This window comes from Methylobacter luteus IMV-B-3098 (genome assembly GCF_000427625.1).
Taxonomy (GTDB): domain Bacteria; phylum Pseudomonadota; class Gammaproteobacteria; order Methylococcales; family Methylomonadaceae; genus Methylobacter; species Methylobacter luteus.
The window spans coordinates 3,508,576-3,524,825 of sequence record NZ_KE386569.1 but is presented as its reverse complement, the minus strand read 5'-3'; the positions used below and the strand labels follow the sequence as shown (position 1 = coordinate 3,524,825).

The 16,250-nt window shown below is 47.6% G+C and carries 21 protein-coding genes and 1 tRNA gene; 4 read left to right on the top strand and 18 right to left on the bottom strand.

The genetic code is table 11. From position 1 onward, the window contains the following. Nucleotides 1-18: 18 nt before the first annotated feature. The 8 genes from metF to rpsU form a co-directional block, all read right to left on the bottom strand. Complete coding sequence (metF, locus tag METLU_RS0118685) at nt 19-876, bottom strand: methylenetetrahydrofolate reductase [NAD(P)H] (protein ID WP_027159555.1); 858 nt, start codon at nt 874-876, stop codon at nt 19-21. Nucleotides 877-977: 101 nt separating this feature from the next. Continuing rightward, nucleotides 978-2,270: an adenosylhomocysteinase gene (ahcY, locus tag METLU_RS0118680; RefSeq protein WP_027159554.1), complete on the bottom strand. Its 1,293-nt coding sequence runs from the start codon at nt 2,268-2,270 to the stop codon at nt 978-980. A gap of 23 nt (nt 2,271-2,293) precedes the next feature. Next, nucleotides 2,294-3,454: a methionine adenosyltransferase gene (gene metK, locus METLU_RS0118675; protein ID WP_027159553.1), complete on the bottom strand. Its 1,161-nt coding sequence runs from the start codon at nt 3,452-3,454 to the stop codon at nt 2,294-2,296. A 67-nt stretch (nt 3,455-3,521) separates the two neighbouring features. After that, a tRNA-Ile gene (locus METLU_RS0118670) sits at nt 3,522-3,598 on the bottom strand. A gap of 11 nt (nt 3,599-3,609) precedes the next feature. Continuing rightward, the gene (rpoD, locus tag METLU_RS0118665; RefSeq protein ID WP_027159552.1) at nt 3,610-5,415 is read right to left on the bottom strand and encodes an RNA polymerase sigma factor RpoD; all 1,806 of its coding nucleotides are present in this window, start codon (nt 5,413-5,415) and stop codon (nt 3,610-3,612) included. Between the two features lie 80 nt (nt 5,416-5,495). After that, nucleotides 5,496-7,232, bottom strand: a complete 1,737-nt coding sequence (gene dnaG / locus METLU_RS0118660; RefSeq protein ID WP_027159551.1) for a DNA primase — start codon at nt 7,230-7,232, stop codon at nt 5,496-5,498. A gap of 31 nt (nt 7,233-7,263) precedes the next feature. Further along, entirely contained in the window at nt 7,264-7,713 is a 450-nt protein-coding gene (locus METLU_RS0118655) for a GatB/YqeY domain-containing protein (protein WP_027159550.1), read from the bottom strand. Between the two features lie 15 nt (nt 7,714-7,728). Beyond that, nucleotides 7,729-7,962 (bottom strand): 30S ribosomal protein S21, encoded by a 234-nt coding sequence (gene rpsU / locus METLU_RS0118650; protein WP_027147207.1) that lies wholly within the window; start codon nt 7,960-7,962, stop codon nt 7,729-7,731. Nucleotides 7,963-8,069: 107 nt separating this feature from the next. Between rpsU and tsaD the strand changes: the two genes are divergently transcribed. Then, nucleotides 8,070-9,080 (top strand): tRNA (adenosine(37)-N6)-threonylcarbamoyltransferase complex transferase subunit TsaD, encoded by a 1,011-nt coding sequence (tsaD, locus tag METLU_RS0118645; RefSeq protein ID WP_027159549.1) that lies wholly within the window; start codon nt 8,070-8,072, stop codon nt 9,078-9,080. Here the strand turns inward: tsaD and plsY are convergent. Then, nucleotides 9,069-9,653: a glycerol-3-phosphate 1-O-acyltransferase PlsY gene (gene plsY, locus METLU_RS0118640; protein ID WP_027159548.1), complete on the bottom strand. Its 585-nt coding sequence runs from the start codon at nt 9,651-9,653 to the stop codon at nt 9,069-9,071. The two genes, tsaD and plsY, sit on opposite strands and share 12 nt — an antisense overlap. Nucleotides 9,654-9,746: 93 nt before the next feature. Here plsY and folB point away from each other — a divergent pair, with 93 nt between their 5' ends. Beyond that, complete coding sequence (gene folB / locus METLU_RS0118635; protein ID WP_027159547.1) at nt 9,747-10,100, top strand: dihydroneopterin aldolase; 354 nt, start codon at nt 9,747-9,749, stop codon at nt 10,098-10,100. A gap of 3 nt (nt 10,101-10,103) precedes the next feature. Further along, a complete protein-coding gene (gene folK / locus METLU_RS0118630) occupies nt 10,104-10,604 on the top strand; it encodes a 2-amino-4-hydroxy-6-hydroxymethyldihydropteridine diphosphokinase (protein ID WP_027159546.1) in 501 nt (166 codons plus the stop codon). Here folK and METLU_RS0118625 read toward each other — a convergent pair. Continuing rightward, a complete protein-coding gene (locus tag METLU_RS0118625; protein ID WP_027159545.1) occupies nt 10,593-11,324 on the bottom strand; it encodes a pteridine reductase in 732 nt (243 codons plus the stop codon). The two genes, folK and METLU_RS0118625, sit on opposite strands and share 12 nt — an antisense overlap. A 17-nt stretch (nt 11,325-11,341) precedes the next feature. Here METLU_RS0118625 and METLU_RS0118620 point away from each other — a divergent pair, with 17 nt between their 5' ends. Then, the gene (locus tag METLU_RS0118620) at nt 11,342-11,947 is read left to right on the top strand and encodes a GDSL-type esterase/lipase family protein (RefSeq protein WP_027159544.1); all 606 of its coding nucleotides are present in this window, start codon (nt 11,342-11,344) and stop codon (nt 11,945-11,947) included. A 13-nt stretch (nt 11,948-11,960) separates the two neighbouring features. On the opposite strand, the gene tatC is transcribed toward METLU_RS0118620, so the two are convergent. Genes tatC through hisH form a run of 8 tightly spaced genes read right to left on the bottom strand, consistent with a single transcriptional unit; the run spans nt 11,961 to nt 16,227 of the window. Further along, nucleotides 11,961-12,770: a twin-arginine translocase subunit TatC gene (tatC, locus tag METLU_RS0118615; protein WP_027159543.1), complete on the bottom strand. Its 810-nt coding sequence runs from the start codon at nt 12,768-12,770 to the stop codon at nt 11,961-11,963. Further along, nucleotides 12,757-13,083, bottom strand: a complete 327-nt coding sequence (tatB, locus tag METLU_RS0118610; RefSeq protein WP_027159542.1) for a Sec-independent protein translocase protein TatB — start codon at nt 13,081-13,083, stop codon at nt 12,757-12,759. Before tatB ends, tatC begins: the two co-directional genes overlap by 14 nt. Nucleotides 13,084-13,085: 2 nt before the next feature. Then, nucleotides 13,086-13,301 (bottom strand): Sec-independent protein translocase subunit TatA, encoded by a 216-nt coding sequence (locus METLU_RS0118605; protein WP_027159541.1) that lies wholly within the window; start codon nt 13,299-13,301, stop codon nt 13,086-13,088. A 31-nt stretch (nt 13,302-13,332) separates the two neighbouring features. Next, a complete protein-coding gene (locus tag METLU_RS0118600; RefSeq protein ID WP_027159540.1) occupies nt 13,333-13,659 on the bottom strand; it encodes a phosphoribosyl-ATP diphosphatase in 327 nt (108 codons plus the stop codon). Continuing rightward, nucleotides 13,656-14,048 carry a phosphoribosyl-AMP cyclohydrolase gene (hisI, locus tag METLU_RS0118595; protein ID WP_027159539.1) on the bottom strand — a complete coding sequence of 131 codons (393 nt, stop codon included), beginning with the start codon at nt 14,046-14,048 and terminating at the stop codon, nt 13,656-13,658. Before hisI ends, METLU_RS0118600 begins: the two co-directional genes overlap by 4 nt. Beyond that, the gene (gene hisF, locus METLU_RS0118590; RefSeq protein WP_027159538.1) at nt 14,045-14,821 is read right to left on the bottom strand and encodes an imidazole glycerol phosphate synthase subunit HisF; all 777 of its coding nucleotides are present in this window, start codon (nt 14,819-14,821) and stop codon (nt 14,045-14,047) included. The genes hisI and hisF overlap by 4 nt, the downstream gene beginning before the upstream one ends. Before the next feature lie 8 nt (nt 14,822-14,829). After that, nucleotides 14,830-15,561: a 1-(5-phosphoribosyl)-5-[(5-phosphoribosylamino)methylideneamino]imidazole-4-carboxamide isomerase gene (gene hisA, locus METLU_RS0118585; RefSeq protein ID WP_027159537.1), complete on the bottom strand. Its 732-nt coding sequence runs from the start codon at nt 15,559-15,561 to the stop codon at nt 14,830-14,832. 24 nt (nt 15,562-15,585) lie between these two features. After that, a complete protein-coding gene (gene hisH, locus METLU_RS0118580; protein ID WP_027159536.1) occupies nt 15,586-16,227 on the bottom strand; it encodes an imidazole glycerol phosphate synthase subunit HisH in 642 nt (213 codons plus the stop codon). Between the last annotated feature and the right edge of the window lie 23 nt (nt 16,228-16,250).

Below are 16,250 nucleotides of genomic sequence, written 5' to 3'. Positions count from 1 at the left end.
ACAGGCGCGAGCAGAGCCTTATTCAGCCTGCCCGATATGCAGATTTTCGCAGATAGCCAATGTCGGGCCGGACTGATTCATGGTATAAAAATGCAGACCCGGCGCGCCACTATCGAGCAAACGCTGGCAAAGCGCCGTCACCACCTCAATGCCGAAAGCCTGTATAGCCTTGCGGTCATCGCCGAAACATTCCAGTCGTTTTCTCATCCAGCGAGGGATGTCGGCACCGCACATTTCTGAAAATCTGAATAATTGCGAATAATTGGTAATTGGCATGATACCGGGCACGATAGGAATATCGATACCGTTTTTCTCGCACCGGTCAATAAAATAAAAATACGCTTCGGCATTATAAAAATACTGCGTAATAGCCGCGTTGGCGCCGGCTTCGACTTTGCGCTTGAAGTTTTTAAAATCCTGGTCGCCGCTTATGGCCTGAGGATGTACTTCCGGATAGGCGGCCACATGAATTTGAAAATGATCCCCAGTTTCCTGCCGGATAAATTCCACCAGCTCGTTGGCATACCGGAATTCACCGGCTGACAGCATGCCGGACGGCAGATCGCCTCTTAAGGCCACGATTTTTGATATGCCATGGTCCTGGTAGCGTTTCAGGATCTCGCGAATATTATCTTTGGTCGATGCCACACAGGATAAATGCGGTGCCGCGGCAATTCCCTTAGACTGAATCTCGATAACTGATTCGAAAGTCTTATCGCGAGTCGAACCGCCTGCACCGAAGGTAACTGAAAAAAAGTCCGGGTTGAGTTTAGCCAGTTTGCCATGCACCACCTGTAAGTTTGCGGCGCCTTCTTCTGATTTGGGCGGATAAAACTCAAAACTGAACAACTGTGGATGCTTTTTTTGTGATTGCATTTTTATTTGAATGAGGGAAATGTAAAAACCTGCTTCAGACATTCCGGCACTTATACTATAGCCGAACGGGTTTGCCAATGCTGGCAAACCCATTTACTTGATCAGTAACGGTAATGATCGGCCTTATAAGGACCATCAACAGAGACACTGATATATCTAGCCTGCTCATCAGTCAAACGGGTCAGTTTGACACCCAACTGCTTCAGGTGCGCAGCCGCTACTTTTTCATCAAGTTTCTTAGGCAGAATATAAACCTTGTTTTCATACTGATCTGAGTTTTTCCAGAGTTCTATCTGAGCCAGAACCTGGTTACAGAAAGAATTGGACATAACAAAGCTCGGATGCCCCGTTGCACAGCCCAGGTTCACCAATCGACCTTCCGCCAGCACAATCAATCGCTTGCCATCAGGGAAAATGACATGATCAACCTGTGGTTTAATATTTTCCCACGTGTACTGACGCAATGAGGCAATATCAATCTCGGCATCGAAATGGCCAATATTACATACAATAGCCTGGTCTCTCATAGCGGCCATATGACTATGCGTAATGACATTGACGTTACCGGTTGCGGTCACAAAAATATTGGCGACAGGCGCGGCTTCTTCCATGGTTACGACACGATAACCTTCCATTGCGGCTTGCAATGCGCAAATCGGATCGATTTCAGTTACCCAAACCGTCGCGCCCAAGCCTCGCAACGATTGCGCGCAACCTTTGCCAACATCGCCATAACCGCAAACCAAGGCAATTTTGCCGGCTACCATGACGTCGGTGGCCCGCTTGATGCCGTCAACCAACGATTCACGGCAACCGTACAGATTATCGAATTTTGATTTAGTCACCGAGTCATTGACGTTGAACGCTGGCACTCTTAACGTGCCTTTGGACACCATTTCATAGAGCCGCAAAACACCGGTTGTCGTCTCTTCTGATAGACCTTTAACCCCTGACATTAATTCAGGGTATTTCTCATGCATCATGAGAGTCAAATCACCGCCATCATCCAAAATCATATTCGGGCGCCAACCATTAGGACCTTCAATAGTCTGTGCAATACACCACTCAGCTTCGGCTTCCGTTTCACCTTTCCAGGCGAAAACGGGAATACCGGCCACGGCCACTGCCGCCGCAGCATGATCCTGGGTTGAAAAAATATTGCATGACGACCAGCGCACTTCTGCGCCTAATGCGGTCAAGGTTTCAATCAATACCGCCGTTTGAATGGTCATATGCAAACAGCCGGCGATACGCGCACCTTTTAACGGCTGCTCCAGACCATATTCTTCCCGCAATGCCATCAAGCCCGGCATTTCCGTTTCAGCAATATTGATTTCTTTGCGACCCCATTCTGCCAAAGCGATATCGGCAACTTTATAATCTGGTAAGCTCATTGTTTTCTCCCTATGTTAAAAGATTAAAGCCCGGCCGCTGCTTTCAAAGCGTCCACTTTGTCAGTTCTTTCCCAGGTAAAATTCTCTTCCGTACGGCCAAAGTGTCCGTAAGATGCTGTCGACTGATAAATAGGCCGCATCAGGTCGAGCTGCGCAATCAGGCCTTTAGGTCTCAGGTCAAAATTATCGCGGATAATTTGCACTAATCTGTCTTCACTGATTTTGCCAGTGCCGAATGTTTCCACACTGATAGAAGTCGGCTCGGCAACACCGATCGCATAGGACACCTGAATTTCACAACGCTCCGCCAATTCGGCCGCGACAATATTTTTTGCCACATACCGACACATATAAGCTGCGGAACGGTCAACTTTTGACGGATCTTTGCCCGAGAATGCGCCGCCTCCGTGTCTTGCCATGCCACCGTAGGTATCGACGATAATTTTACGGCCTGTCAGACCGCAATCACCAACAGGGCCGCCGACAATAAACTGTCCGGTCGGATTGATAAAATATTTAGTGCCTTTGTGTAGCCATTCCTTAGGTAGCGTCGGCAGGATGATTTCATCCATGACTGCTTCATGCAGTTGTTTTATACCGATTTCAGGCGAATGTTGAGTGGATAAGACAACCGCCTCTATCGCGACCGGCTTGTTATTTTCATAACGGAATGTAATCTGGCTTTTTGCATCAGGACGCAACCAGGGCAACGTTTTATTCTTACGGACTTCAGCCTGACGTTTTACCAACAGATGCGCATAAGTAATCGGCGCCGGCATCAAGACATCGGTTTCATTGCTTGCATAACCGAACATCAAACCCTGATCGCCTGCACCCTGCTCATGATTTGCGGACTCATCAACGCCCATCGCGATATCAGGTGATTGTTTGCCGATCGCATTCAGTACCGCGCAGCTTTGACCGTCAAAGCCTATATCACCGTGGTCATAGCCGATTCCGCAAACAACTTTGCGCACTAGCTCTTCGGTATCAACCCACGCATTCGTAGTAATTTCACCGGCCAAAATGACCATGCCGGTTTTTACCAATGTTTCACAAGCAACCCGCGACTTAGGATCCTGCGCTAATATTGCATCCAATACCGCATCTGAAATTTGATCCGCAACCTTATCCGGATGTCCTTCTGAAACTGATTCTGATGTAAAAATGAAATTATTGCTCACGATGCTGCCTTCTAAAAATATAAAACCCAGATATACAAAAGGCTGCCGAGGCAGCCTTTTTTATTTGTGGTGGGCCCTGTAGGACTTGAACCTACGACCTGCCGATTATGAGTCGGAAGCTCTAACCAACTGAGCTAAGGGCCCTTAACTGTTACCTATTCGCCATCCAAAAAGCATCTTAATTGCTCTGACCTCGATGGATGTCTGAGCTTTCTCAATGCCTTAGCTTCAATCTGACGAATTCTTTCACGCGTCACATCAAACTGTTTGCCGACTTCTTCCAGTGTATGATCGGTATTCATATTGATACCGAAACGCATGCGCAGAACTTTAGCTTCCCTTGCCGTTAATCCAGCCAATACATTTTGTGTTGATTCACGCAACCCTGCAATTGTAGCAGACTCAACCGGGGACAATACTTTAGCATCTTCTATGAAATCTCCCAAATGAGAATCTTCATCATCCCCTATCGGTGTTTCCATAGAAATTGGTTCTTTAGCTATTTTCAATACCTTACGAACTTTATCTTCAGGCATCTCCATCCGCTCGGCCAGTTCTTCCGGCGTTGCTTCACGCCCCATTTCCTGCAGAATCTGCCTGGAAATACGATTTAATTTATTGATTGTTTCGATCATATGCACTGGAATACGAATAGTTCTGGCTTGATCCGCAATGGAGCGGGTAATCGCCTGCCTAATCCACCAGGTTGCATACGTTGAAAACTTGTAACCGCGACGGTATTCAAATTTATCAACCGCTTTCATTAAACCGATATTACCTTCCTGAATCAGATCCAGAAATTGCAAACCTCGATTAGTATATTTTTTAGCGATCGAAATAACCAGCCTTAAATTCGCTTCGATCATTTCTTTTTTCGCGCGTCTGGCTTTGGCCTCACCAATAGACATGCGTCGGTTGATATCCTTCAGCCCGTTAATGGTCAGACCATATTCGGCTTCAATATCCGACAATACCTTTTGTGCCTTTCTTATGTCCTTTTCGTGCTCTTTCAGGGCTGCCGCATACTTATTGTCGTTGCTCAATAACCGGTCAAACCACTCCGCGTTCACCTCGCTCTCAGTAAAGAGGGCGATGAATTCTTTGCGAGGCATTTTTGCATGCCTTACGCAAATATCCATAATCACTTTTTCCTGCTCACGGACAGTAGCGACACCGTCAGGAATAATAGCCGTCAATTTTTTCAAATATTGTGGAGTCCACTTGAACTCCATGAACAAATCAGCCAAAGCCTCGAAGGTTTGCTCTGTTTTATCACTGGAATAGCCGTATTTTTTGATTGCTGCGGAAGCTGTTTTAAGCTGTTTCCGGAGTTCTTCCACTTTCAGCTTGACCTCTTCGTAATCGAGACCTTTTGCTTCATCTTCAACTGCTGTTTCTTCATCATCACTCGCAGATGATGCACTGACCAAAGGCTCCGATTCGCTTAAATCAACAAAACCTGAAATCAAATCAGCCAGCCTGATTCCGCCTTCTTCTCCGGAAATAGCATCAAATGACTGTAAAAAATGCTCAACAGCAACGCAAGATCTGGCAATGGCCTTAACGACCTGCTGCTGTCCATCCTCAATCCGTTTGGCGATTTTTAATTCATCATCACGCGTTAATAGCTCAACCGAGCCCATTTCGCGCATGTACATGCGCACCGGGTACGTAGTTCTGCCAAACTCGCTGTCAACAGACGCTAAAGCCGCGACTTCTTCGGCATCCTCGTCATCGGTGGTAACAGCTGCTGAATCGGTGATCAGGGAATCTTCATCCGGCGCAACCTCGTAAACCTGAATCCCCATATCATTGATCATACTAATGATATCTTCGATCTGTTCCGGATCGACAATATCACTGGGCAGGTGATCATTAACCTCGGCATAAGTCAGATATCCCTGAATCTTGCCTTTGGCTATCAATTGTTTAAGTTGGGATTGTTGCTGTTCTTGATTCATATTTACTCACTGAATGCTCGGTTCAGCACGACTTCGCTGAACCGGAAATTGTACTATAAACTTTGCTATTTGGCATTAAATTATTTGTTTGCCAACATTTTCCGCAACACCTCTTTTTCCTGTGCATCCAATCCCTTGACTTTCGCTTTGGCTAGCAATCTATCTATGCTCGATTTTCGCGCCTGATCAAGCAACCGATCCAGTGCATCACAAAACACTGTCTCCATACCCTCATCCGGAACCAGCAAGTCCAGAAAAGCCAGCGCCTTGACTAATTTCTCTTCTGGCGCATCTCGGTAGGACTCAACCAAAACCGCAGCATTCGCCGGTTTTTTATCGAGAATCATGTGTAGCACACTCTTAAACAGATCAATGCCAGGAAACCCCAATCCGCGCCAATCAATCTCTCTCTGCTCAACAATCTCAGCCAACCCTGGATTCTGAATCAATAAAGCAATCGCCACACGCGCCGATGATAGTCGACGATCATGCTCTTTACGCTTATTATTTTCCTTCGTCGGTCTAAGTGTAGTCGCATTTGTTGAAACATCCAGCGCTGAAAAGCCCGATAATTGCTTAAGCCGCGCAAACATCATCTCCCGAAACACACCTTCCGGTAATTTCTCCAGATATGGCTTAGCCCTGCCAACCAGTTGCGCACGCCCTTCCATTTCAGATAAATTCAACTCTTCCGCGAAATGCCCGAAAAAATAATCCGACAAGGTCGTAGCCGTCCGTACACGCTCTGAAAATTTATCCACTCCTTCCAAGCGTATTAACGAATCTGGATCCTGATTCTGCGGCAACAGCATGATGCGTATCAATCGCCCATCCCTTAAACTGGAAAAAGCCGGCTCCATAGCTCGCCATGCCGCTTGGCGCCCTGCTTTATCACCATCAAAGCAAAATATCAGCTCCGAGGAGAACCGAAACAAAAGATCAAAATGCGCTTGCGATGCCGCCGTCCCTAACGCTGCCACTGTATAATTAATTCCAAACTGAGCCAAGGCGATAACATCCATATAACCCTCGACAATTAAAATCCGCTCTGGTTTCGAATTCTTTTTCAGAAGCTCGTACAGACCATAAACTTCCCTGCCTTTATGAAATAGGGATGTTTCAGGAGAATTCAAGTACTTGGGCAAAGAATCATCAAGCACCCGCCCACCGAACCCGACAATACGAGCCCGTCTATCCCTGATGGGAAACATAATCCGGCCGCGAAACCGATCATAGACCTGCCCACCTTCGTTGCTGACCAGCAATCCAGCTTCCAACAGCAACGCCTGATTAAATCGACCAGCCAAGGCCGTCCATTCGCCAGGCGCGTAACCAAGCATAAAATCACGGGCAATCTGGCCACTAACTCCTCGCACTTTCAAATAGTCAACTGCCTTTTTTCCCTGAGCGTCAATACGCAGCTGCTCCACATAAAAAGCCGCCACATCTTCCATAACCTGATACAAGCTGCTCAAATCATCTTTCTTTTGCTTTTGCCCAGGTTGAGAAACTGCCGACTCCCGAGGCACGTCAAGGCCGACAAAAGCCGCCAAATCCTCAATTGCTTCGACAAAATTTAAATGGTTAAAATCCATCAAAAAACTGATGGCATTACCACTGGCTCCACAACCAAAACAATGAAAAAATTGCTTTCTGCGATTTACTGAAAAACTGGGGGTTTTTTCAGTATGAAAAGGACAGCGGGCGACATAATTAGCACCCGTTTTTTTTAGAGGAACGTGCGAATCGATTAAATCGACAATATCAACCCGCACTAAAAGCTCATCAATAAACTCGCGAGGAATCCTACCGGACATGATTTACCCGGACAAAATCGGCACAAGCAAACTATTCGGCCAAGACAGCCTTAATTTTCGCACCGACGATCGCCATATCAGCGCGACCTTGCATTTTTGCCTTAAGCAAGCCCATGACCTTACCCATGTCTTTAACCGATACCGCGCCAGACTCTGCTACCGCTTCTTTGATCATAGCGTCAATTTCGGCTTCGGCAAGAGGCTGAGGCAGAAAATCCTGGATTACCAAAATTTCAGCCTCTTCAATCTCTACCAGATCATTTCGACCAGCATCAGCATACTGTCGGATAGATTCACGGCGTTGCTTCAGCATCTTATCGAGAACCTGGATAACACGATCATTATCCAGCTCAATCCGCTCATCAACCTCAACCTGCTTGGTTGCGGCCAGAATTAAACGAATCACCGCCAATCTAGATTTATTGCCGCCTTTCATGGAGGCTTTCATATCATCCTTGATACGATCTAATATCAAATCCATCTCATTAACCTTGCTTTACAGCTGAGGACGTCCGCGACGTAAATTCTTCAATGCATAGCGTTCACGGGCCAATTTTTTCAGGTGACGCTTAACAGCCGCAGCGCCTTTGCGTTTGCGCTCTGCGGTTGGTTTTTCATAAAACTCGCGGCGACGGACTTCTGACAAGACGCCCGCTTTTTCGCAAGCACGTTTGAAGCGACGAATCGCGATATCGAAAGGTTCGTTTTCTTTAACTTTAACTGACGGCATATTAATGACCCAAATGTGTTAGTATCTAAAAAATTAAAGGCCTTGCGACCCACTGAATAAACAGAACCCTTAATTATACCTTTACTTTTACAATTTTCAAAAACTCAATGTACGTTTTAGGCATAGAAACATCATGTGATGAAACCGGCGTCGCCATTTATCACGCCGAATACGGATTGCTCAAGCATTTATTGTATAGTCAGATCGAAATGCACAGCGAGTATGGCGGCGTTGTACCGGAACTGGCTTCGCGGGATCACATCCGAAAATTAGTCCCGCTCATTAAGCAATCCCTGCAAGAAAGCAAGCTAACCAGTGCCGAAATTAATGGCATCGCCTATACGGCAGGCCCTGGCCTTATGGGAGCCCTGCTGGTCGGCGCTGCTACAGCCCGCAGTCTGGCGTGGTCATGGCAAATTCCTGCAATTGCCGTTCATCACATGGAAGGACACCTCCTGGCACCCATGCTGGAAGAAAAACCGCCGACCTTTCCTTTTGTCGCTTTGCTGATTTCCGGCGGACATACGTTACTTGTGCAAGTCGACGGTATTGGTCATTACCATTTATTGGGCGAATCGCTCGATGACGCTGCCGGCGAAGCGTTTGACAAAACGGCAAAAATGCTGGGACTCGGCTATCCCGGAGGCCCCAAACTGTCCAAGCTTGCCGAACGCGGCCAGCCAGTTTTTCAATTTCCGCGCCCGATGACCGACAGACCGGGACTAGATTTCAGTTTTAGTGGATTGAAGACTTATACCATGAATACGCTCAACACTTCGCAAAAAACCGAGCAGGATAAAGCCGATATCGCCATGGCCTTTCAAAATGCCGTTGCCGACACGCTCAGCATCAAATGCAGGCGAGCCCTGAAACAAACCGGACTAAAAAAGCTGGTCGTAGCCGGAGGTGTCAGTGCCAACAAGCATATACGCACATCGCTAACCGAAATGGCTAACCATGAAAATACGGAAATCTATTTTCCCCGGCCGGAGTTCTGCACCGACAACGGCGCCATGATTGCTTATGCCGGCTGCCAACGACTATTGGCCGGCCAGCAGCAAGGGCTTGAAATTTTTGCCCGGCCTCGCTGGTCAATCAACGAGTTGTCAGGTCTTTAATTTGCCCTCTTCGCCGGATAACAAACGTTGAATATTGCTTTCATGTCGCCATAACAAAAACACCATCATGACTACTGATGCCGCAACTATCGCCACATCCCCGACAAGAAACCAGGCATAGACCGGTGATAGAATTGATGCTACCAACGCAGATAAAGAGGATATTTTGCCCAGCTTGTAGATCAGAACCCAGGTGCCCATGAATGACAACCCCAGCCACCAGGAAAAGCCGAGCAATACACCGACTGACGTAGCGACTCCTTTGCCGCCTTTAAAACCAAAAAATACCGGATAAAGATGTCCAAAAAATGCGGCCAAGCCGGCAACAGCTAACAATTCCGTAGATACTCCCAGTGATTTTGCTATATAGACCGGGATCAAACCCTTTAGCATGTCGCCCAACAAGGTAATACCGGCCGCTTTTTTCCCACCGATGCGCATGACATTGGTAGCCCCCGGATTGCCCGAGCCCTGCTCGCGGGGATCAGGCAATCCCATCAAGCGACAAATAATAATTGCACTGGAAATCGAGCCTATCAGATAGGCAGCCGGAACAAACAACCATTCAAACATTCTATACCTTTTATCATTCAGAACTTGTAAGCCAGGGCTGTTTCCCCGATACTTAACCGATTTTAAAATTGCACATCATAACCGGAAATCACTATGGACATCATATTTTTAGGCGGGCTTGAAATTCAGACCATTATCGGTATTTACGATTGGGAAAGAGAAACCAAACAAACCATTGTTCTTGATATTGAGATGGCTTATGACATTGAAAAAGCCGCCGAAACCGATGACATTCAATACACACTTGATTACAAGGCTGTTTCCCAACGCATTATTTCCTTTGTCGAACAAAGCCGTTTTTTTCTGGTAGAAAAGCTCATTGAAGAAATCGCGACGATTATCCGCAATGAATTTAATGTATCTTGGGTTAGAATCATACTAAACAAGAGGGGCGCTATTAGCAGCGCAAGAGATGTAGGCATCATAATCGAGCGGGGTGCAAAGTAAGCCATGCCGCGCGGCTATATCAGCATTGGCAGCAATATAGACAGGGATAAGAATATTCCTGCCAGCCTACAGGCACTTGAACACCGCTTTGGCAAATTGATTGTCTCAAGCATCTATGAAACCGAGCCGGTCGGATTTTCGGGTGATCTATTCTATAACCTGATTGTAGGTTTTGATTCCGATCTGGACGTGAAGGAAGTTGCCCAACAGCTCAGGCAAATCGAACTGGACCGAGGCCGCACCCGCGATTGCCAAAAATTTACCGCCCGAACGCTGGATCTGGATCTGATCCTCTATGGCAATCTCGTGCTTCGCGATGAGCAATTGCAGATACCGCGTGATGAGATTGAGCGCTATGCCTTCGTTCTTGAGCCTTTAGCGGAAATTGCACCGACTCTGAAACATCCCATCAACCATATAAGCTATGCCGAACTATGGGATAAATTCGATAAAACCAACCTCAAGCAGAAACGCATAACACCTTCCTGGATGTTAACAAAATAAGGTTCTCCCACCGTCCACGGTAAGAATTTGCCCAGTCATATAATCGGCATCCTTAATCAAAAAAAGCACCGCCTTGGCAATATCGAGCGGCTCACCGCGCCGATTTAATATGATCCGCTGCAAAATCTCAGCTTTGTCTTGTTCGGACAACTCACTCTCAGGCCATAATATGGCTCCCGGTGAAACCGCATTCACTCTAACGACCGGCCCCAATTCCTTAGCCAAAACGCGAGTCATAGCCGCCAGCCCGGCTTTGGCAATGCTGTAGACGGGATACCCTTTCAAGCCGCGCTCCGCATGAATGTCGACAATATTGACAATACAGCCTTTATTATCTGTAAGAGTTTCCACCAATGATTTCGCCAGAAAAAAAGGCGCCTTCAGATTACTCCCCAACAGTTCATCCCACTGCCACTCGCTCACATCATTAACCGCAGTTGGGTAAAACGCCGAGGCATTATTGATCAACACATCTATGCCACCCCAAGCCAAGGCCGCCTCTCTGGCAACCGCTTCCAATTCATGCATGTTCAGCAAATCGGCCTGAATCAGTTTTGCCGAATCAGGACGCTTTTGATTTAATTCATTGCAAAGCTGCAGCGCGTCGTCTTTTGACGATCTATAATGCAAAACAATGTTGCCGCCTTCACTATGCAATAACCGCGCACAAGCAGCGCCTATGCGCTTTGCTGCACCTGTAATCAAAATGTTTTTTTGCATCTTCACTATCCCGAATTATGAGAAAAAAATTATTATCTTTAATCTTCCTCTCGCTCACGGCCTGCAGCGATTCCCCTAAAAACCTGACTAAACTGCCCAATGATGCCGTAATTTTGGCCTTTGGCGATAGTCTGACGTATGGCACAGGCGCATCCGGACTCAAGGATTATCCCAATATTCTTGCCGAACTGACTTCACTTAAAGTGATTAATGAAGGTGTGCCCGGTGAAATCAGCAGTGAGGGCTTAAAAAGACTTCCGGCTTTGCTTGACGAATATCAGCCGAAGTTGCTGATTCTGATACATGGCGGTAATGATATGTTAAGAAAAATTCCACCTGAGCAAACCGCCGATCATCTGAACAAGATGGTCGAAGAGGCCGCCAGCCGCCATATAGATGTTGTTATGCTTGGCGTGCCCCAGCCTAATCTATGGATGTTGGCCAGTGCGGATTTTTATCAGCGTATTGCAGAAGACCGGAATGTCCCTGTCGATCTCAATACCCTGCCCGACATTCTGGGCAACAATAATTTGAAATCCGACATGATTCATCCCAATGATGCCGGCTATCAGCTAATGGCCGACAATATTTTCAAATTACTTCGCGAAGCCGGAGCACTATGAATTTTCTGTAGCCCTACTCATCTTCCTGCTTTTCGATCGCATCCATTCTGGCTTCCAATGCTATATCATCCAGATAAGCATCATCCGGCTTGCGTACGAATAAGCGCGAAAACAGCAATCCCACCTCAAACAGCATCCACATTGGTATTGCCAACAAGGTTTGCGAAATCGCATCAGGAGGCGTTAACACCATACCGACAATAAATGCGCCTACAATGACATAAGGCCGTTTCTCAGCCAGACTTTCCGGAGTAGTCAGCCCTGTCCAGACCATGACGATCGTAAATATCGGCACTTCGAAGCAAACGCCGAAAGCAAAGAAAATTGTCAAGACAAAATCCAGATACTTGGTGATGTCGGTCATAACCGTGACACCTGCTGGCGCTGCCGCCGTCAAGAACTGGAACATCAGAGGAAAAACAACAAAATAGGCAAAAGCTACGCCTAAATAAAACAGAAACGTGCTGGCAATTAGCAGCGGCAAAACCATGCGCCGCTCGCGCTTGTATAGCCCCGGCGCGACAAAGGCCCAAAATTGATAAAGAATAAAAGGGACGGAAATAAATGCGGCTAAAACGAGCGCCAGCTTGAATGGCGTGAAAAAAGGCGAAGCGACATCAATAGCGATCATCGAGCTATTGGCCGGCATGTACCGCATTAAAGGACCAGCCAGAATCGTATAGATATCATTGGCATAGAAAGATAGTCCGCCGAAAATAACCAATACAAACAGAACTACACGCAAAAGGCGGTTGCGCAATTCAATCAAATGACTGATAAAAGGTTGCTCTGCAGCCTCTTCTTCAAAATTATTCTGACTCATGCGACTGCTTAACCTGCTTTACATTCTCTTGCTGCGACTGTTCAAGCGAAGACTTTATGGCGTTTGCCGCATCGGAAGCGTCATCGAGCATGCGCCGGACTTCTTTCAATTCCGCCTGCTCTTTAAATATCTGACGCATTTCTTCGGCTTGCAATTCCTCCCTGATCTCAGCCTTAACGGAGGCAATCATATGCCGTGTCTTGCCAATCCAGAATCCTGCATACCGTGCAACTTTAGGCAGGCGTTCGGGACCAACCACCAGCAGGGTGACTAATCCGACCATACAAAGCTCTGAAAAACCGATATCAAACATAATCAGACTTCTTCGTTTTTCTTGGATGTGACTTCGCCGTCAATGGTTATCCCTTTTTCTTCGGCGACTTTTTGTTCGTCGCTGCCTTCTTTAACGGCTGCACGAAAACTCTTGATGGCTCCGCCCAAATCAGATCCCAAATTGCGCAGGCGCTTAGTGCCAAAAACAATCATGATAATGGCCAACACGATTAACAGTTGAGTGACACTTATACCCATTTAAACTCCAAATGCCGACTCAAAGCCGGCCTTATTTAACTTGTTTATTACGCTGGGCTTTTTCTTCCAGTCCGGACAAGCCAAAGCGCCGCTGCAGTTCCTGCAGCACATCGTCCGGCCCCAGTCCTTGAGCGGCTAATAAAACCATGCAATGAAACCAAAGATCGGCGGTTTCATAAACAATCTGCTTTTTATCGCCGTCTTTGGCCGCAATGACTGTTTCTGTGGCTTCCTCGCCGATTTTCTTCAGTATACTGTCCAGCCCTTTCGCATAAAGACTGGCCACATAAGATTTGTCGGCCGACTCCTGCTTACGCTGCTCCAGAATCTGTGCCAATTGATGTAATACGTCGCTCATTGCTTTCCATAAATAGCTTCAGGATTTTTCAACACCGGCTCGACAGATTGCCATTGCCCATCGACCAGACTCCGATAAAAACAACTTTCGCGGCCGGTATGACAAGCAATACCACCCTCCTGTTCAATTTTAAGCAGGATAACGTCCTCATCACAGTCCAGAAACAAGCCGATCACTTTCTGCCTATGGCCGGATTCTTCGCCCTTGCGCCATAGTTTATTGCGCGATCTTGACCAGTAAACGGCATAGCCTTCCTGGGCCGTCAAAGCTAATGATTCACGATTCATCCAGGCAAACATCAGTATTTTTCCCGTTTCCGCCTGCTGCGCAATCACCGGTACCAGACCCTCTTCGGTCCAGCGAATTTCATCAAGCCAGGGCGCGCTCATGTTAAACGCACCTCTATACCGCGTGACGCCATATGTTCTTTTGCCTGCTGAATACTGTACTCAGCGAAGTGAAAGATACTGGCCGCCAATACCGCATCGGCTTTGCCTTCAATCACGCCTTCAGCCAGATGGTCGAGATTGCCAACGCCGCCCGATGCAATAACCGGCACGGGCACCGCTTCGCTGATAGCTCGCGTTAACAGCAAATCAAAGCCTTCCCGGGTACCGTCCCGGTCCATACTCGTTAACAGAATCTCGCCCGCACCATAGGCCACCATTTTTTTGGCCCATTCAACGGCATCAATGCCTGTGGCTTTACGACCACCATGCGTAAAAATTTCCCAGCGATTGTCTTCGCCCGGTTGGCTGACTTTCTTGGCATCAATGGCGACCACGATGCACTGAGAGCCAAAGCGCTCTGCGGCTTCGCGCACAAATTCCGGATTAGAAACCGCTGCACTGTTAATGCCGACTTTATCGGCGCCAGCATTGAGCATGCGACGGATATCGTCCAACGTTCTGATACCGCCTCCCACAGTCAGCGGTATGAAGACTTCACCGGCAACCTGCTCGACCACATGCACAATAGTGTCACGATCATGATGGGTCGCGGTAATATCCAGAAATGTGATTTCGTCGGCACCTTCACGGTCATAGCGTCTGGCAATTTCAACCGGATCGCCGGCATCGCGGATATCGACAAATTTTACGCCTTTAACGACACGACCATTGTCGACATCGAGGCAGGGAATAATACGTTTAGCTAAGCTCATGGTTTTCTTCAGAATGACTCGGCCAGTTTTTCCGCTTCGGCAAAATCCAGCGTACCTTCGTAAATAGCCCTGCCGGTAATGGCGCCCATAATGCCGTCGCCGGCTACAGCACCCAAGGCTCTGATATCGTCCATATTGGTAATGCCGCCGGAAGCTATGACCGGAATACGAATAGCTCGCGCCAGCTTCGCAGTAGCCTCGACATTGACGCCAGACATCATGCCGTCTCTGGAAATATCGGTATAAATGATCGCCTCGACCCCGTCTTCCTCAAAGTGCTGGGCCAGATCGATTACGTCATGGCGAGACAGCTTGGACCAGCCATCCACGGCAACCTTGCCGTCTTTAGCATCCAGCCCGACAATAATATGGCCGGGAAATTCAAGCGCTACATCCCTGACAAAGTGCGGCTCACTGACGGCCTTGGTGCCGATAATAACGTATTGAACGCCGGCATCGAGGTAACCTTGTATCGTATCTTCATCGCGAATACCGCCGCCAATCTGCACAGGCACATCTGGGTAAGCGGCCGCGATGGCATGAATCACATCGGCATTTCTGGGTTTTCCAGCAAAGGCGCCGTCCAGATCGACCAGATGAATTCTTTTGGCGCCGGCAGCCACCCACTTGCCTGCGACGGCTACCGGGTCATCCGAAAACACGGTGTCATCGTCCATGCGCCCCTGCCGTAAACGGACACATTTTCCTTCTTTTAAATCAATTGCTGGTATTAGCAACATACACGTAGAACCTCAATGGTAAATTTAAACTTGTCCATTCCAATGTAAAAAGTTTTTCAGCAGTTGCAAACCGGCTGCCTGACTTTTTTCGGGGTGAAATTGTACGGCAAAAACATTGTTTCGCGCCAAAGCGCAAGCAAATGGGTCAGGATAGTCCGTGGTTGCCGCGACGACGGAAGTTTCGTCGGGGCACGCATAATAGCTGTGCACAAAATAAAACCGGCTGTCCTGGGCAATACCGTCCCATAGCGGATGAGGCGCAAAATGAACCTGATTCCAACCCATATGAGGAATTTTCAGACGATTGCCGACACTGTCTTCTAATGGCTCACGAAAATGCACAACATGACCCGAAAAAATATTCAGACATTGCGTATTGCCGTTTTCCTCGCTGTCAGTCAATAAAGCCTGCATACCTAAACAAATGCCCAGCAAAGGCTTTGTTTCGGCAACGCTCTTTATGACCTCGGACAAACCCGACTGATTCAATGCCTGCATGCAATCGCGTATGGCGCCGACGCCGGGAAAAACAACCCGATCAGCGTGCAAGATCGCATCGGCATCGGATACTATTCGCACATCTACTTGCGGAGCAGCATGCTGCAGGGCTTTTGCAATCGAATGCAGATTGCCCATTCCATAATCAATAACGGCAACAGAAGACATAAAACACAAGAGTAAAAGTTAAA

Coding starts and splice junctions, on each gene's coding strand:
- METLU_RS0118655 (WP_027159550.1), bottom strand. CDS start 7,713: ATGGATTTGATATTAGATCGTATCAAGGATGATATGAAAGCCTCCATG.
- rpsU (WP_027147207.1), bottom strand. CDS start 7,962: ATGCCGTCAGTTAAAGTTAAAGAAAACGAACCTTTCGATATCGCGATT.
- hisA (WP_027159537.1), bottom strand. CDS start 15,561: ATGTTGCTAATACCAGCAATTGATTTAAAAGAAGGAAAATGTGTCCGT.
- hisH (WP_027159536.1), bottom strand. CDS start 16,227: ATGTCTTCTGTTGCCGTTATTGATTATGGAATGGGCAATCTGCATTCG.
- tatC (WP_027159543.1), bottom strand. CDS start 12,770: ATGAGTCAGAATAATTTTGAAGAAGAGGCTGCAGAGCAACCTTTTATC.
- folB (WP_027159547.1), top strand. CDS start 9,747: ATGGACATCATATTTTTAGGCGGGCTTGAAATTCAGACCATTATCGGT.
- dnaG (WP_027159551.1), bottom strand. CDS start 7,232: ATGTCCGGTAGGATTCCTCGCGAGTTTATTGATGAGCTTTTAGTGCGG.
- folK (WP_027159546.1), top strand. CDS start 10,104: ATGCCGCGCGGCTATATCAGCATTGGCAGCAATATAGACAGGGATAAG.
- METLU_RS0118605 (WP_027159541.1), bottom strand. CDS start 13,301: ATGGGTATAAGTGTCACTCAACTGTTAATCGTGTTGGCCATTATCATG.
- METLU_RS0118600 (WP_027159540.1), bottom strand. CDS start 13,659: ATGAGCGACGTATTACATCAATTGGCACAGATTCTGGAGCAGCGTAAG.
- hisI (WP_027159539.1), bottom strand. CDS start 14,048: ATGAGCGCGCCCTGGCTTGATGAAATTCGCTGGACCGAAGAGGGTCTG.
- metF (WP_027159555.1), bottom strand. CDS start 876: ATGCAATCACAAAAAAAGCATCCACAGTTGTTCAGTTTTGAGTTTTAT.
- tatB (WP_027159542.1), bottom strand. CDS start 13,083: ATGTTTGATATCGGTTTTTCAGAGCTTTGTATGGTCGGATTAGTCACC.
- METLU_RS0118620 (WP_027159544.1), top strand. CDS start 11,342: ATGAGAAAAAAATTATTATCTTTAATCTTCCTCTCGCTCACGGCCTGC.
- hisF (WP_027159538.1), bottom strand. CDS start 14,821: ATGAGCTTAGCTAAACGTATTATTCCCTGCCTCGATGTCGACAATGGT.
- rpoD (WP_027159552.1), bottom strand. CDS start 5,415: ATGAATCAAGAACAGCAACAATCCCAACTTAAACAATTGATAGCCAAA.
- ahcY (WP_027159554.1), bottom strand. CDS start 2,270: ATGAGCTTACCAGATTATAAAGTTGCCGATATCGCTTTGGCAGAATGG.
- METLU_RS0118625 (WP_027159545.1), bottom strand. CDS start 11,324: ATGCAAAAAAACATTTTGATTACAGGTGCAGCAAAGCGCATAGGCGCT.
- tsaD (WP_027159549.1), top strand. CDS start 8,070: ATGTACGTTTTAGGCATAGAAACATCATGTGATGAAACCGGCGTCGCC.
- plsY (WP_027159548.1), bottom strand. CDS start 9,653: ATGTTTGAATGGTTGTTTGTTCCGGCTGCCTATCTGATAGGCTCGATT.